The sequence below is a fragment of the Nocardia paucivorans NBRC 100373 genome (genome assembly GCF_000308675.1).
GTDB lineage: Bacteria > Actinomycetota > Actinomycetes > Mycobacteriales > Mycobacteriaceae > Nocardia > Nocardia paucivorans.
The window spans coordinates 19,103-33,670 of record NZ_BAGE01000002.1; the positions used below are offsets into that span (position 1 = coordinate 19,103).

At 65.6% G+C, this 14,568-nt stretch carries 12 protein-coding genes; 5 read left to right on the forward strand and 7 right to left on the reverse strand.

Translation table 11 applies throughout. The features are described from left to right. Window positions 1–27: 27 nt before the first annotated feature. Window positions 28–2,178: a 3-hydroxyacyl-CoA dehydrogenase NAD-binding domain-containing protein gene (locus ON32_RS01075; RefSeq protein WP_040788009.1), complete on the forward strand. Its 2,151-nt coding sequence runs from the start codon at window positions 28–30 to the stop codon at window positions 2,176–2,178. A gap of 348 nt (window positions 2,179–2,526) precedes the next feature. After that, window positions 2,527–6,231 (forward strand): serine/threonine-protein kinase, encoded by a 3,705-nt coding sequence (locus tag ON32_RS01080; RefSeq protein ID WP_245550743.1) that lies wholly within the window; start codon window positions 2,527–2,529, stop codon window positions 6,229–6,231. Between the two features lie 37 nt (window positions 6,232–6,268). On the opposite strand, the gene ON32_RS01085 is transcribed toward ON32_RS01080, so the two are convergent. Then, window positions 6,269–7,585: a class I SAM-dependent methyltransferase gene (locus ON32_RS01085; protein ID WP_040788011.1), complete on the reverse strand. Its 1,317-nt coding sequence runs from the start codon at window positions 7,583–7,585 to the stop codon at window positions 6,269–6,271. Further along, window positions 7,582–9,018, reverse strand: a complete 1,437-nt coding sequence (locus ON32_RS01090) for an FAD-binding oxidoreductase (protein ID WP_051132738.1) — start codon at window positions 9,016–9,018, stop codon at window positions 7,582–7,584. Before ON32_RS01090 ends, ON32_RS01085 begins: the two co-directional genes overlap by 4 nt. A 211-nt stretch (window positions 9,019–9,229) precedes the next feature. Here ON32_RS01090 and ON32_RS01095 point away from each other — a divergent pair, with 211 nt between their 5' ends. After that, window positions 9,230–9,664, forward strand: coding sequence for an SRPBCC family protein (locus ON32_RS01095; RefSeq protein WP_040788012.1), 435 nt, complete (start codon window positions 9,230–9,232; stop codon window positions 9,662–9,664). 72 nt (window positions 9,665–9,736) lie between these two features. Here ON32_RS01095 and ON32_RS01100 read toward each other — a convergent pair whose 3' ends face one another. Together ON32_RS01100 and ON32_RS01105 are read right to left on the reverse strand one after the other, a co-directional pair. Further along, the gene (locus ON32_RS01100) at window positions 9,737–10,093 is read right to left on the reverse strand and encodes a VOC family protein (protein ID WP_040788014.1); all 357 of its coding nucleotides are present in this window, start codon (window positions 10,091–10,093) and stop codon (window positions 9,737–9,739) included. A gap of 96 nt (window positions 10,094–10,189) precedes the next feature. Continuing rightward, window positions 10,190–10,768 (reverse strand): hypothetical protein, encoded by a 579-nt coding sequence (locus ON32_RS01105; protein ID WP_040788015.1) that lies wholly within the window; start codon window positions 10,766–10,768, stop codon window positions 10,190–10,192. A 128-nt stretch (window positions 10,769–10,896) separates the two neighbouring features. Between ON32_RS01105 and ON32_RS01110 the strand changes: the two genes are divergently transcribed. After that, window positions 10,897–11,226: a YbaB/EbfC family nucleoid-associated protein gene (locus tag ON32_RS01110; protein ID WP_083873841.1), complete on the forward strand. Its 330-nt coding sequence runs from the start codon at window positions 10,897–10,899 to the stop codon at window positions 11,224–11,226. Window positions 11,227–11,244: 18 nt separating this feature from the next. Next, window positions 11,245–11,853 carry a recombination mediator RecR gene (gene recR, locus ON32_RS01115; RefSeq protein WP_040788019.1) on the forward strand — a complete coding sequence of 203 codons (609 nt, stop codon included), beginning with the start codon at window positions 11,245–11,247 and terminating at the stop codon, window positions 11,851–11,853. A gap of 18 nt (window positions 11,854–11,871) precedes the next feature. On the opposite strand, the gene ON32_RS01120 is transcribed toward recR, so the two are convergent. The 3 genes from ON32_RS01120 to ON32_RS01130 all read right to left on the reverse strand — a co-directional run bounded on the left by ON32_RS01120 (window position 11,872) and on the right by ON32_RS01130 (window position 14,558). Beyond that, window positions 11,872–12,516: a hypothetical protein gene (locus ON32_RS01120; RefSeq protein WP_040788021.1), complete on the reverse strand. Its 645-nt coding sequence runs from the start codon at window positions 12,514–12,516 to the stop codon at window positions 11,872–11,874. A gap of 78 nt (window positions 12,517–12,594) precedes the next feature. Then, window positions 12,595–13,305 (reverse strand): type 1 glutamine amidotransferase, encoded by a 711-nt coding sequence (locus tag ON32_RS01125; protein WP_040788022.1) that lies wholly within the window; start codon window positions 13,303–13,305, stop codon window positions 12,595–12,597. Beyond that, entirely contained in the window at window positions 13,302–14,558 is a 1,257-nt protein-coding gene (locus tag ON32_RS01130; protein ID WP_040788023.1) for a MurT ligase domain-containing protein, read from the reverse strand. Before ON32_RS01130 ends, ON32_RS01125 begins: the two co-directional genes overlap by 4 nt. Between the last annotated feature and the right edge of the window lie 10 nt (window positions 14,559–14,568).

Here is a 14,568-nt window from a genome sequence, read left to right on the forward strand (position 1 = left end):
TTTATTTCACCAGGAGACAGAGAAACCGTGAGCGAAGCCAACATGATCGGTTGGGAGAAGGATTCGGACGGCATCGTCGTGCTGACGATGGACGACCCGAACCAGGGCGCCAACACCATGAACGACCTCTACAAGAAGTCGATGACCGCGACGGTCGATCGGCTCGAGGCCGAGAAGGACGACATCACCGGCGTGGTGTTGACCTCGGCGAAAAAGACCTTCTTCGCCGGTGGTGACCTGAAGAACATGATGAAGGTCGGCCCGGACGACGCTCAGCCGCTGATGGACGAGCTGACCGAGATCAAGGCCGCGCTGCGCCGGCTGGAGCAGCTGGGCAAGCCGGTTGTGGCCGCCATCAACGGCGCCGCGCTCGGCGGCGGCCTGGAGATCGCGCTGGCCTGTCACCACCGGATCGCGGCCGACGTGCCCGGTTCGCAGATCGGTCTGCCCGAGGTCACCCTGGGCCTGCTGCCCGCCGGCGGCGGTATCGTTCGCACCGTGCGCATGCTCGGTCTGCAGAACGCGCTGATGCAGGTGCTGCTGCAGGGCCAGCGCAACAAGCCGGCCAAGGCCAAGGAGATCGGCCTGGTCGACGAGCTGGTCGGTTCGGTGGAGGAACTGGTCCCGGCCGCCAAGGCGTGGATCAAGGCCAACCCCGAGGCCGGTGTGCAGCCGTGGGACAAGAAGGGCTTCAAGATCCCCGGCGGTACCCCGTCCACCCCGGCCTTCGCGGCGAACCTGCCGGCCTTCCCGGCCAACCTGCGCAAGCAGCTCAAGGGTGCGAACATGCCGGCTCCGCGTGCCATCCTGGCCGCGGCGGTCGAAGGTTCGCAGGTCGATTTCGACAATGCCTCGCTGATCGAGTCCCGGTACTTCGTGCACCTGCTCACCGGGCCGGTCGCGAAGAACATGATCCAGGCGTTCTTCTTCGATCTGCAGGCCATCAACAACGGTGGTTCGCGGCCGAAGGATGTGCCCAAGCGCGAGATCAAAAAGGTCGGTGTGCTCGGTGCAGGCATGATGGGCGCCGGTATCGCCTATGTGTCGGCCAAGGCCGGTTTCGAGGTCGTCCTCAAAGACGTCAGCCTGGAGGCGGCCGAGCGCGGTAAGAACTACTCGGAGAAGATCGAGGCCAAGGCGCTCTCCCGCGGTAAGACCACCGAGGAGAAGTCCAAGGCGCTGCTCGATCGGATCAAGCCGACCGCCGATGCGGCCGACTTCGCCGGCGTCGACTTCGTGATCGAGGCCGTGTTCGAGAACACCGAGCTCAAGCACAAGGTGTTCCAGGAGATCGAGGACATCGTCACCCCGGACGCGCTACTGGGCTCGAACACCTCGACCCTGCCGATCACCCTGCTCGCCACCGGTGTGAAGCGGCAGCAGGACTTCATCGGTATCCACTTCTTCTCGCCGGTCGACAAGATGCCACTGGTGGAGATCATCAAGGGTGAGAAGACCTCGGACGAGGCGCTGGCCAGGGTGTACGACTACACCCTGGCGATCAAGAAGACCCCGATTGTCGTCAACGACAGCCGTGGCTTCTTCACCTCCCGCGTCATCGGCACCTTCGTCAACGAGGCGATCGCCATGCTGGGCGAGGGCATCGAGCCCGCGACCATCGAGCAGGCCGGTTCGCAGGCGGGTTACCCGGCTCCGCCGCTGCAGCTGACCGATGAGCTGAACATGAAGCTCATGCAGAAGATCGCCAAGGAGACCGAGGAAGCGGCCAAGCGCGGTGACGCCACCATGGGCGCCGAGCGCCACCCGGCTCTCGACGTGATCGACTGGATGGTCGAGCAGGGTCGTCCGGGCCGCCTGGAGAAGGCCGGCTTCTACGAGTACGACGAGAACGGCAAGCGGTTGCACCTGTGGCCGCAGCTGCGCGAGCAGTTCAAGACCACCTACGGGTTCAACGCGCCGATCCAGGACCTGATCGACCGTATGTTGTTCGCCGAAGCGATCGAAACCCAGAAGTGCTTCGACGAGGGTGTGCTCGAGTCCACCGCGGATGCGAACATCGGTTCCATCTTCGGTATCGGCTTCCCCGCCTGGACCGGTGGTGTGCACCAGTTCATCGTCGGCTACCCCGGCGGCAAGGAGGCCTTCGTGGCCCGCGCCGACGAGCTCGCCGCGAAGTACGGTTCCCGGTTCCAGGTGCCGGAATCGCTGCGCAAGTAGTTCTACGCACCGGATTCGCCGCCGAGCGGACCCGGTTTCGCGGACGGACGACGACCGAGCCCGTCCCGCCTCGTGCGGGGCGGGCTCGGCCCGTTTCGGGAATGTTCGCCGAAACTGTGTTGTTGCCATGAACACGGGTAGTTGGTGATGGAGGGGCACCGACCCGTGACGCTATCCGGCCGACGCCGACCCGCGGCACACGCCGATGGAAACCCGGCCCCGGGAAGTACCGGCGCGCTACGTTGGAACTGCACACCGACGAATGCCGCAGTGGGATCCGAGTGGCCGGACGGATAACCGTTCCGGTATCTCGGTGCCGCCGATCCGTCGAGAGGGCGAGGTGGTGAAATGAATCCACGAACGCGTTCGGGCCCGGTCGAGCGGATGGAAAAGACCGGTCACGAGTCGGTCGATGCCGTATCGAACCGCGATGCCTCGGGCTCGGATCGCGGTGCCGAGGTCCGCGCCGAATCGGAGCCCACCCGACGGGTAACCGTCGATCTCGAGACGGACACCAAAGCCTGCGAACCGTTACAGATCATCGAGGAACTCGACCGGATGGGGCTGTCACAGGCCCAGGAAATCGGTCGAGGGGGCTTCGGTGTGGTGTACCGCTGTGTGCAGAAGGCACTGGACCGCGTGGTCGCGGTGAAGGTGCTGTCCTCCGATATCGATATCGAGAGCCGGGAGCGGTTCCTGCGTGAGGAACAGGCGATGGGCCGGCTGTCCGGGCATCCGAATATCGTCGACATCCTGCAGGTGGATATCACCCCCAGCGGGTTGCCGTTCATCGTGATGCCCTTTTGTCATCGCGGCTCGTTGGAACAGGTGGTGCACAAGCAGGGCCCGCTCGACTGGGCCGATACCCTGCGGGCCGGTGTGAAACTGGCCGGTGCAATCGAAAGCGCCCACCGGGCGCATATCCTGCACCGGGATGTGAAGCCGGGCAATATCCTGATCAGCCCCTACGGGGAGCCGCAGCTCACCGATTTCGGCATCGCCCGGGTTCCGGGTGGTTTCCAGACCTCCAGCAGCCTGATCACCGGTTCGCCCGCCTTCACCGCGCCCGAGGTGCTCAAGGGTGACGATCCGACCGTGCGATCGGATGTGTACAGCCTCGGTTCCACATTGTTCGCGCTGTTGACCGGCCACGCGGCCTTCGAACGCCGGGCCGGGGAAAAGGTGGTGGCGCAATTCCTGCGGATCACCACCCAGCCCATCCCGGATCTGCGTGATCAGGACATTCCGGCCGATGTGGCCGCCGTAATCGAACACGCTATGGCGCAGGATCCGGCGGACCGCCCGGCCTCGGCATACGAGCTCGGGGAGATGTTGCGCACCGCGCAGATGAGCCATGGACTGGTCTCCGACGAGATGGCCCTGCTGGAGACGGAGATCCTGCCGTCCGAAGTGGCCGGAACCGACCGGGAGACCGCACGCGCGATCGGGACACCACCGGCGGTCACCGCCCCGCACAGTTGGCCGCTGTATCTGCATCCCTCCGCGCCGCGATCGCACAGTATCGCCAGAACGTCCCCGTCGGGTACGAATACTCGTCCCCCGTCCCCGACCACGAAATTCCGGCCGCCCACCCCGAGCCGCGAGCCGCTCGCCCGCCCTCGTCTCCTGGAGATCCTGCGGGCGGGTGGTCGGCGTCGGCTCGCCGTGATCCACGCACCGGCCGGGTTCGGTAAGAGCACCCTGGCTGCACAGTGGCGCGACGAACTCGCCGCCGCGGGGACGGCGGTCGCCTGGATCGGGATCGATAGCGGCGACAACAATGCGGTCTGGTTCCTCGCGCATCTGGTCGAGGCCATTCACCAGGTCAGGCCCGATATCGGTGCCGGACTCGACCAAGTGCTAGAGGAGCGGCCCGACGACGCGGTGGCCTATGTGGTGAGCACCCTGGTCGACGAACTACACACCAGCGGGGAGTCGGTGGTGGTGATCATCGACGATTGGCATCGCATCACCGATGAGGGCGCTCGGCGGGTGTTGTGCGATCTTCTCGACAGCGGCTGCCATCATCTTCGTTTCGTCGTGACGGGTCGGGAACAGTCGGACCTACCGGTGAGCCGGATGCGGGTGCTCGACGAACTGGTGGAGATCGGTTTGACCCAGCTGCGGCTCACCCGGGACGAAACCGAGGAGATCCTGGTGCGGCGGCAGGGTTGTCCGCTCGACGCCGATCGGCTCGATCGGCTCTACACCGCGACCGAGGGCTGGCCGGCCGCGGTGCAGTTGCTCTGCCTGGCATTGCGGGACAATCCCGACCCCGAGCGGTTGCTCGAGCAGCTGATCGAGGGCGGTCACGGTATTCGGGAGTATCTCGCCGAGAATGTGCTGAACGCCCTGGAACCCGACATGGTGGAGTTCCTGTCCGATATCTCGGTCGTCGAAAAGGTGTGCGCTTCGTTGGCGACGGCGCTGAGCGGTGTCACCGACGCCCAGCAACTGCTCGAGCAGGCCGAACAACGCGAGTTGTTCCTGCACCGGGTCGACGACGACCCCGAATGGTTCCGGATCCAGCCGTTGTTCGCCGAACACCTGCGTGCCCGACTGGAACACACCCGGCCCGGCCGGGTGAAGGCGCTGCACCGCAGGGCTTCCCGCTGGTATGCCGAACATCAGCTGCTCCGCAAGTCCGTCGACGAGGCATTGGCGGCGACCGATCTGAAAATGGCGCTGGACCTGCTCGAAAGCGGCGGGATGGATCTGATCGACGGCTCCCGGCTGGGGACACTGCTCGGTTCGGTGTCGAAACTTCCGGTTTCGCAGGTGGCATCTCGTTCCAAACTGTTGATGGCGGTTGCCCGGGCGAATGTGAACCTGCAACAATCCTCGGCCGCGCGATCGGCCCTGGGCCGCCTGTCCAATGTGCTTTCGCGCGGTTCCCCCGCCGACGGCGATACCGAGCGGCAGCGCTGTCAGGCGGATGTATTGGCCGCCGCCGACGACGTATTTCACGACCGGCTCGACGGTGTGCTCGACAAGGTGAGCGAATCCCTGCGGAATCCGGACGAGCTGCCGGCGTGGACGGTCTCGACGGCGGCGAATGTCGCCGCCTATGTGCGGCTGTGTGAATTCGATTTCTCGGGCGCCCGTGAACTGGAGGAATGGGCGGCCCCCTACCACCGGCGGTCCAAGGAACCGCTCGGGGAGATCTTCGCGCTGAGCGGCCGTGGCCTGCTCGCCTTCGAACAGCTCGATATCGATACCGCGCTGCGCTATTACCGGCAGGCGTACGAGACGGCGAAGATCCGGTCGGGACCGCGGTCACACGGTGTGCGCACCGCCGCCGGGCTGCTCGGCGAACTGGAATATCGGCGTGGCAACCTCCAGGCCGCCGAACAGCTGTTGGACGAGAGTTATCAGCTGGTCGCCCGGATCGGGCCGATCGAATCGCTGATCGCCACCATTGTCGCCGGTGCCCGAGTGAAGGCGGCGCTCGGCGATCCGGCCGAGGCCGATGCCCGACTGGCCGAGGGTGCCCGGATCGCCGACGACCAGCGGCTCACCCGGTTGGCGGCCCATATCCGCGCGGAACAGATTCGGCTGGGAATCGCCGACCGGGATGAATCCGCCGGGTGGACCGGGAGCGATACCGGGCTGTCGAGCCATATATCCGGTGCGACGGCCGTATTGACCAACGAAGCGCTCGAGATAGCCGCGGTTCGGCAACTCCTGCTCACCGGCGGCCCCGACGATCTGGATCGCGCGGTGCGCCGCGCCCGTGCCCTCTACGGCCGCACCCATGAACAGCAGCGACCCCGAGCCCGGCTGGATATGTCGCTGCTGTTGGCCGAATGCCTGGCCGCCGCCGGCTGGGTGGGCGAAGCAGCCGCCCTGCTGGCCCAGGCGGCGGCCACCTGCGCGGAATTCCATTGGACGCGACCGCTGGTGGACAGCGGCCCACGTGTCATGGAAATTCTGCGGGTGCTGCGCGGTGATCTACCGCTCACCGCCGCCGACGGTGCGGGAACGGCCGGCGCCGTCCGCACCATCGGCGATGTCCGGGTGCCCGTCCGATTCCTGAACGAGCTCTTGGACTGAACGATTCGTCTGTACCGAACGATTCGCGAACAATGGATCAGGGCTGCCACCACGGGCGCAGCGGAAGGTTCGTGCGGCCGTCGGAGCCAGGTTTCACCCCGAGCACATGGTGCAGCTGTACCACATTGCGCTGGAAGCCCAACCGGCTGCCCGCCATGTACAGACCCCATACCTTCGCGGTGCCCTCACCGGCCTCCGCTACACAGGCGTCCCAGTTGGCGACCAGGTTCTTGCACCATTCCGCGAGGGTGATCGCATAGTGTTCGCGCAGGTTCTCCTCGTGCACCACCTCCAGACCGAGGTTTTGGATCTCGGAGATGATGCGGCCGGAACCGGTGAGTTCGCCGTCCGGGAAGACATAGCGATCGATGAAATCACCGGCCTTGGCGGAGCTCACATTGTCCGGGCGAGTGATGCAGTGGTTGAGGAATAGGCCGCCGTCGCGCAGCTTGCTCTTGATGAAGCCGAAATAGAACGGGTAATTGTGGACGCCGATATGTTCGGTCAGGCCGATCGAGGAGACGGCGTCGAAATCGGTTTCGGGTACATCGCGGTAGTCGCAGTGCCGCACCTCGGCCAGATCGGACAGACCTTCCTCGGCGATCTTGCGCTGTGCCCACTTGGCCTGTTCGGCCGAGAGCGTGGCGCCGATGGCCCGAACACCACGTTTGGCGGCATACCGCACCATTCCGCCCCAGCCGCAACCGATATCGAGCAGTCGGTCGCCCTCGGACAGTCGAAGCTTTTCGAAGATCAGCCGGTATTTGTTCTCCTGGGCCTGCTCCAACGTCCAATCCTCGTCGCCGTAGCAGGCACAGGTATAGGTCATGGACGGGCCGAGAACGTACTCGTAGAAAGTATTCGAGACATCGTAGTGGTGATGGATGGCCTCCGCGTCGCGCGCCTTGGAATGACGCAGACCTTCGAACGCGATCCGCTGCCAGCGCGGCAGGGTTTCCTGCGGCGGTGGTGCGACCGGACGCAGCTGTTCCCAACCCAACGAGCGGGCGATGGTCAGCAGGGCCAGGGCCGAAGGCCGACGGAATTTCATCTCCGACATGGCCTTCAGGAATTCGTACGGATCACCGGGGTGAACACCGGAGGCGGTCATGTCACCGGCGATGTACGCGCGGGCCATACCGAGATCGCCGGGCGCGGTCGCCAGGTAGTTGATACCTCGCGGGGTACGGATATCAAGGACGTAGGGAGAATCGGCCGGGCCGGTGCTGCTGCCGTCGTAGGCCTGGAGCCGGATGGGTATGTCGCCATCGACGAGTGTCTCGAAGACCTCGGCAATGCTGAGCCGGGCAGTCAGGTCCGCGATATCAGAGGACCGTTCCTTGAATATCGTCATTTACGTTGCACCGCCTTAGAATACAAATCCAACAGGCGCTTATCGGGATCATAGCGCTTTTTCAGTTCCGAATAATGCTCGCCACCGTACAGGGCGGCGAATTCCTCCGGCTCGTAGTACGAATCCGAGTACAGCGATTTGTGTCCATCGAATTCGGTGACGGTTTTCTCGATGGCCCGATTGGCGGCCCCTTCGATCGCGCCGGGTACGGTTGGCACGGCGGACCAGAAGCCGATATTGACGTAGGTTCGCTCCGGTTGCAACGGATACAGTGGCCAGGGCCGATCCGTGGACCCGTTCCCGGTGTCCCGCAGGCGAAGTGGGCACAACCAGATCGGTTCGATGGGGATCTCGCGCAAAAACCATTCCAGGAAATCGGCGGTGCGTTCCACCGGCACCTCGATGTCCTGAACAACGCGTTCGCGTGGCGGATTTCCCTTACGGGCCTCCAACCTGTCGCCTATGTGGTAACGGTGGTCGAGGGCGACGAGCTTCCAATAGAAACTGCTGCGTCGGTAGCGTTTCGGCCAGAATCGACGGATCTTCGGGTTCTGGGTGCCGAATGCGCGCGAGCACCAGAACCAGTCGGTGTCCCAACGCCACAGGTAGTCGTGAATGGTGAGCCGATCCCGCTTCGGTTCCGGACCGGCGTGCTGGATGGAGCGGTAGTAGATATCCATCCCGGTGTAGTCGCTGACCGGCCCCGGCTCAGCGGTCCGGCGGCCCAGGATCAGATAGCTTTCCGTGGCGTCGAAGACGACCCCGTCGAGATAGTCGACCGGTTCGCCGTCATGGTTGCGCTCGGTGACGATCCGGTTCAGGGCCGCTTCGAGTTCCCGCAGATCACGGAAGCGCACGTGACGTAATGCGACATAGGGCTCTACGGGTTCCAGCTCGATCTTCAGTCGGGTGGAGTAACCGAGTGTTCCGTACGAATTGGGAAAACCGCGAAACAGTTGCGCGTGTTCCCCATTCGGCGTGGCGGTGACGATATCGCCTGCACCGGTGAGCACATCCATTTCCAGCACCGACTCATGCGGTAGACCGTTGCGGAACGAGGTCGACTCGATGCCGAGGCCTGTGACCGCGCCACCGAGGGTGATGGTCTTCAGTTGTGGAACGACCAACGGCGCCAACCCATATGGCAGGGTTGCGGCGACCAGATCCTCATAGGTGGTCATACCGGCGACATCGGCGGTCCGGTTGTCCGGATCCACCGCGATCACTTTGGTCAGACCGGAGACATCGAGTCCCGGCGCGGTGTTCTTGGCTCTGGCCCGGAACAGATTCGAGGTCTTCTTGGCCAGGCGCACGTTGGCGTCCGCCGGGATGGCTCGATAGCTCGCGAGCAGCCGCTCGACGCCCGCCTGATGCGCGGCGAACCCGGATTCGTATGCGGCCGGTGGGTGGCCGGCCTTCCCCAACAGACTCACTGCCACGCCTCGACGCTAGTACCAATGATCATTACGGGCCACCGTGAGGGGGGGTACACGCCCGAAATGTCACGTATATGTTGCACCGCGCTCGGTCGGGTCACGGGGTCGCACGACCCGTCCTCGAGTAGTCCCACCTGCTGTCGAACGCTCGGGGTGCGGCAGGCAGGATGAGCCTGTCGAGATTTCGCACGCGGACAAGGAGCTCATTGTGGGACAGGTCAAAGCCGACAGTTCGATCGTGGTCTCGGCGGACCCGCAGCGCACGCTGGCGGCGATCGCCGACTACACGGAGGTGCGACCGCGGATTCTCTCCGCGCACTACCGGGACTACCAGGTGATCGAGGGCGGCCAGGGTGGTGGGACGGTGGCGCAGTGGACGCTGCAGGCCACCCAGAAGCGGGTTCGCAATATCCGGGCCCAGGTATCGGTAGCCGATACCGTCGTCACCGAGAAGGACGCCAACTCCAGCCTGGTCAACACCTGGACCGTTGCCCCCGAAGGGACCGGCTCCAAGGTCACCCTGACCACCACCTGGCAGGGCGCGGGTGGGATCTCCGGCATCTTCGAAGGCATCTTCGCGCCCCTCGGTCTGAAGAAGATCCAGGCCGAGGTGTTGGAAAATTTGAAACGTGAACTCGCCTGAGCCGACGCGGACCGCGAGACCCGGTCGGCCGAGGCCGGACGAGCCATTCGGTCCGGCCGGCTCGGTCCTCGATCAGTCCTCGGACGCGGCGATATCGAACAGATTGCCCTCGGGGTCGGCCAGGGTGCTCCAGCGAATGCCGAACTCGTGGAAATCCCCGATATGTTTCGCTCCCAGCGCGACCGCCCGCTCCACCTCCGCGGGCAGGTCGGCGGCCGCCAGATCCAGATGAACCGCGTTCTTGCCGGGGGTGCGCTCGGGCACCTGCAAGAACATGAGGCCGGGGCCGTGTCCGTTCGAACGTCCGATACTCGCGTAGAACTCGTTCGCCCCTTCGTCCACCGGCATATCGAGTAGCTCGGCATAGAAGTCGGCGAGGGCCGCGGCGTTCGCGCAATCGAAGGTGATGCACTCGAGTGTGGGTGCCATGGGTGGACATCCTGTCGATGGTCGGGCTGTGACGATTCGCATCATGCACCACCACACCGACAGGTCGACCGAGGGAAAAGCCGCCGCCGGAATGTCTCAGGCCAGAACGAACGTCAACAACAGCGGTGTCTGAAACGCTCCACGCCACCAGGAGTAACCGAGCCACACCCCCGGCGAGATCTCCCGAATCTCGTCCAGTAACTGCGGGCTCGGCGATGGGGCGTAGTCGAGTATCCAGGCCGGCTCGCCGTCGAGCGGGCTCGGACCGAGATAGACATTGGCGCCCCAGGCCTCCAAACCGGCGCCGGTGAGGCGGTTCATCAGATAACCGCCGCTGTTCGGCCCGTTGTAGCCGGTGTAGAAGGTTTTGCCGATCCACAATGGCGGCGCTATCTGCTGCATGATCGGCGGACGGGCGACCCAGCCGTTCTTCACCCCGGCCGGCACCGCCCCGGCCGCGGCGGCGACATAAATGGCGTCCTGCTGCTCGGTCGTGCAGCGGAAGCGTAACGAGTCGACGGTGGCGGCGCGGTCGTTCGGATCGATAACACATCCGTCGCCGTAGTCGGTGATCTGCTGGGGTGCTGCGGTTGCCACGGCGGCGCTCGGGAATGCGGCGAACGCCGCGATCAACGCGCCGAGCAGTCGTGCTCTTCTGATTGTTCTACTCCACATACCACTACTCCGGCCCCGGCCCTACCGCCTTCGCCGATCGAATCAATCCTAGGCGACGCGGGTATCGGATACGGCGGTCTCATGAGGTCTAGGCTGAACTGTGACGACACCCCGCAGAGAGGAATACCGTGCAGCCAGACGGTCAGTTCGATATGCAGCAGTTGCTCCGGCAGGCCCAGCAGATGCAGGAGCAGGTGATGGCGGCGCAGGCCGAACTCGCCGAGGCCGAGGTCACCGGCCAGGCGGGCAATGGACTGGTCGAGGTGACGGTCAAGGCCGACGGTGAGGTGGTGTCGCTGACCATCGACCCGAAGGTCGTCGATCCCGAGGATGTGGAGACGCTGCAGGATCTCGTGGCGGGCGCGTTCAACGACGCCATGGCCAATGTGCAGCGGTTGGCGGCCGAGCGACTCGGCCCGCTGGCCGGTGGCGGTGTGCCGGGCCTGCCCGGTTTCTGACCGGTCGGAGCGCCGCAGGTGTACGAGGGCCCGGTCCAGGATCTGATCGACGAGTTGGGCAAACTGCCCGGTGTCGGTCCCAAGAGTGCGCAGCGGATCGCGTTTCACCTGTTGCAGGTGGAACCGCCGGAAATCGACCGGTTGCAGGCGGTACTGCAGAAGGTGCGAGACGGGGTACGGTTCTGCGCGCTGTGCGGCACGGTCGCCGAAGGGGAGCTCTGCCGTATCTGCGCCGATCCGCGGCGTGACCGCACCATGATCTGCGTGGTCGAGGAACCCAAAGATGTGCAGGCGATCGAGCGCACCCGGGAGTTCCACGGCCGCTACCACGTACTCGGTGGTGCGCTCGACCCGCTCAGCGGCGTCGGTCCGGACCAGTTGCGGATTCGGGAGCTACTGGCACGGATCGGCAACCAGGCCGATGGCGTCGATGTCACCGAGGTGATCATCGCCACCGACCCGAACACCGAGGGTGAAGCGACCGCCACCTATCTGGTGCGGATGTTGCGCGATTTTCCCGGTCTCACCGTCACCCGGCCGGCCTCGGGCCTGCCGATGGGCGGTGACCTGGAATTCGCCGACGAACTGACGCTGGGCCGGGCGCTATCGGGCCGGCGCGCGCTCTAGCCGTGTAGCCGCCGGCGGCTACAGCTCCGGTCGGCTCCACGCCAGGGCGTCGAGCCGGGTGCGGTCACCGGTGGCCCAATCCCAGATCAATGCCGCGACCGTATCGGCCCCCGTCACGGTTGTACCGAAGTGCCGGTCGGGGCCGCCGTCGCGGTACTCCAGGGCGAATTGATCCTCGGTCAGGCGGTAGGTCTGGATATAGACCTGTTCGGCGCGTTCGGCGATCAGATACGGGTTCGGATCGGCCAACTCCCGTACCCAGAGTCCGGCCAGGGCCTTGGTGAGGTAGGGGAACTCGCCTGCCCCGCCCAGGGTGACGGTGAGCGGTATGTGGTCGGTCGGATCGATCAGCCAGGCCAGCTGCGGATCGTAGAGGGCGTAGTCACGGGGGGTCGCGAGGTCGAACAGCAGTGCCCGGGCAAAGCCGATGGCGTCGTACGGGCTGGGCACATACAGCGTCGAGCCGGTCGGGATGCCGCCTATGGGAGCCGTGCTGAGGAAACTGTCCTCCTCCGGCAGTTCGGCGTTGCGCGCGTTCACCTCCGCCGCGATGGCCGCCACCTCGTCGGTCTCCGGCCGCCCCCGCTGGGCCGTCAGATAGGCGTCCACCTCCACGGAGGTGGACGCGACACCGGACGGCAGCAGGATGTGGTCGTAGCTCACCCGGTCAGCCTACGGGCCGCCCGGGATCTCTCCGCGCCCGCGCACCCATGGGCCGTGAACCGGGCGGCTCGGTTCGGGTCAGGCCCGCAGACGTTCGCGGCGGAGTTGGTCGACCTCGGGCAGATCCAGCGGCTCGAGGTGATCGACGCCAAGGGCCCGGATGAGCAGATAATCGGCCAGCTCCGGATTGCGGGCCAGCGCCGGGCCGTGCATATAGGTGCCCAGCACCGACCCCTGGGCCACCCCTTCCAGGCCGTCGCCCACCCCGTTGCCGACCCCTCGGGTGACCCGGGCCAGGCCCTGGGCGTCGGGTCCGATGGTGGTGCCGCCGCGGTGGTTCTCGAAACCGGTGAGCGGTGCGCTCAGACCCGGCAGCAGCGGTGTTGTGGCCACCTCGCCGATGGCGCGCCGTTCCTGCGGGGACGTGGTGGCATCGAGCAGCCCCACCCCGTCGACCCGCTCCCCGCCGGACGTTTCGTACCAGTGCCCGAGTACTTGGATGGCCGCGCAGATCGCGAGTACCGGAGCGCCGCGTCCGGCAGCTCGTTGCAGACCGGGATACCGCTGTAGATGTCGGGTGGCCAATCGTTGCGCCGAATCCTCGGCGCCGCCCAGGGTGTAGATGTCCAGTGACTCCGGAACCGGATCGGGCAGTGTGATCTCGACGATCTCGGCATCGATACCGCGCATCCGCAGCCGCTGCCGCAGCACCAGCGCATTGCCGCCGTCCCCATAGGTCCCCATCACATCGGGCAGTACCAGCCCGATCCGGACGGTTGATTCGCTCATGAAGTTGTGTCCTTTCGGTCCGCCCGGGCCTCCAGGTCCCGATTCAGATCGCGGAACGCGGTGTAATTGGCCAGCACCTCGACCCGTCCGGACGGGCAGGACGCTATGGCGCGCAGCGGATTCGGCACCGTGATGTGTTCGACCCCGGCGTAGGTCAGCCGCACGGCCAGGTCGGTGGCCCGCTCCCCGGCGGCGACCACCTGTACGCCTTCGAAGTGCTCGAATCGCACATCCCACAACCAGGACAGATCCTCACCGTCGGGCACCTGGCCGTTCACCGCGATCACCAGGCCCGCCGCGGTCGGGTCGATCATCGATAGTGCTTCCTGCCAACCGGCCGGGTTCTTGGCCAGCAGCAGCCGGGCCGTGTGCTTGCCGAGTTGCACGGTCCGGTAGCGGCCTGCGATCTCACGGACCGTCCCCGTCGCGGCACATGCCTCCTCGGCGGAGGCACCCATGGCCACCGCGGCGGCGACGGCCTGGGCGGCATTACCCCGGTTCGCCCGACCGGGCAGGGCCGGCCGCAGCGGGAGACGCACCCCGTCGGGACCGCACAGCTTGTCGCCGTCGAGCCACCAGTCCGGTTGTGGGCGACGGAAATCGGCGCCGGTGCTGTGCCAGTCCTCGTCCTCCCAGAGAATGGGTTCCCCGCTGCGCGGGCAGCTGGTGGCATCGATCGCCCAGCCACTGCCCGCCGCGACCCACACCACATTCGGATGGTCGTAGGCGATGGAGGTGACCAGGACGTCGTCGCAGTTGGCGACGACAACCGTATCGGGGTGTCGGGCCAATCCCGCCCGCAGACGACGCTCGATCATATTGATCTCGCCGACCCGGTCCAGCTGATCGCGGCTCAGGTTGAGCAGCACCACCGCGGCCGGGTTCAGCGAATCGGTGACATGTGGCAGGTGCAGTTCGTCGACCTCGATCGCGGCCAGCGGCGCATCCCGGTGCACATTCAGCGCGGAGACGATACCGGCGTCCATATTGGCGCCGTCGGCCTGGGTGGCGACCTCGCCGAGGGTGCTCAATGCCGCGGTGGTCATTCGGGTGGTGGTCGATTTGCCGTTGGTGCCGGTGATGAGCACCGTGCGCCGACCTCGCCCCAACTGGTCCATGATCGTGGGGTCGATCTTCAGGGCGATCAACCCCCCGATCATGGACCCTTTGCCCCGTCCCGCCTTCTGCGACGCCCATGCGGCGGCTGCTGCCAGCCGCAGCGCGATCCGTCCGCGCACCGATATGTCTGCCACGCCGCGCAGT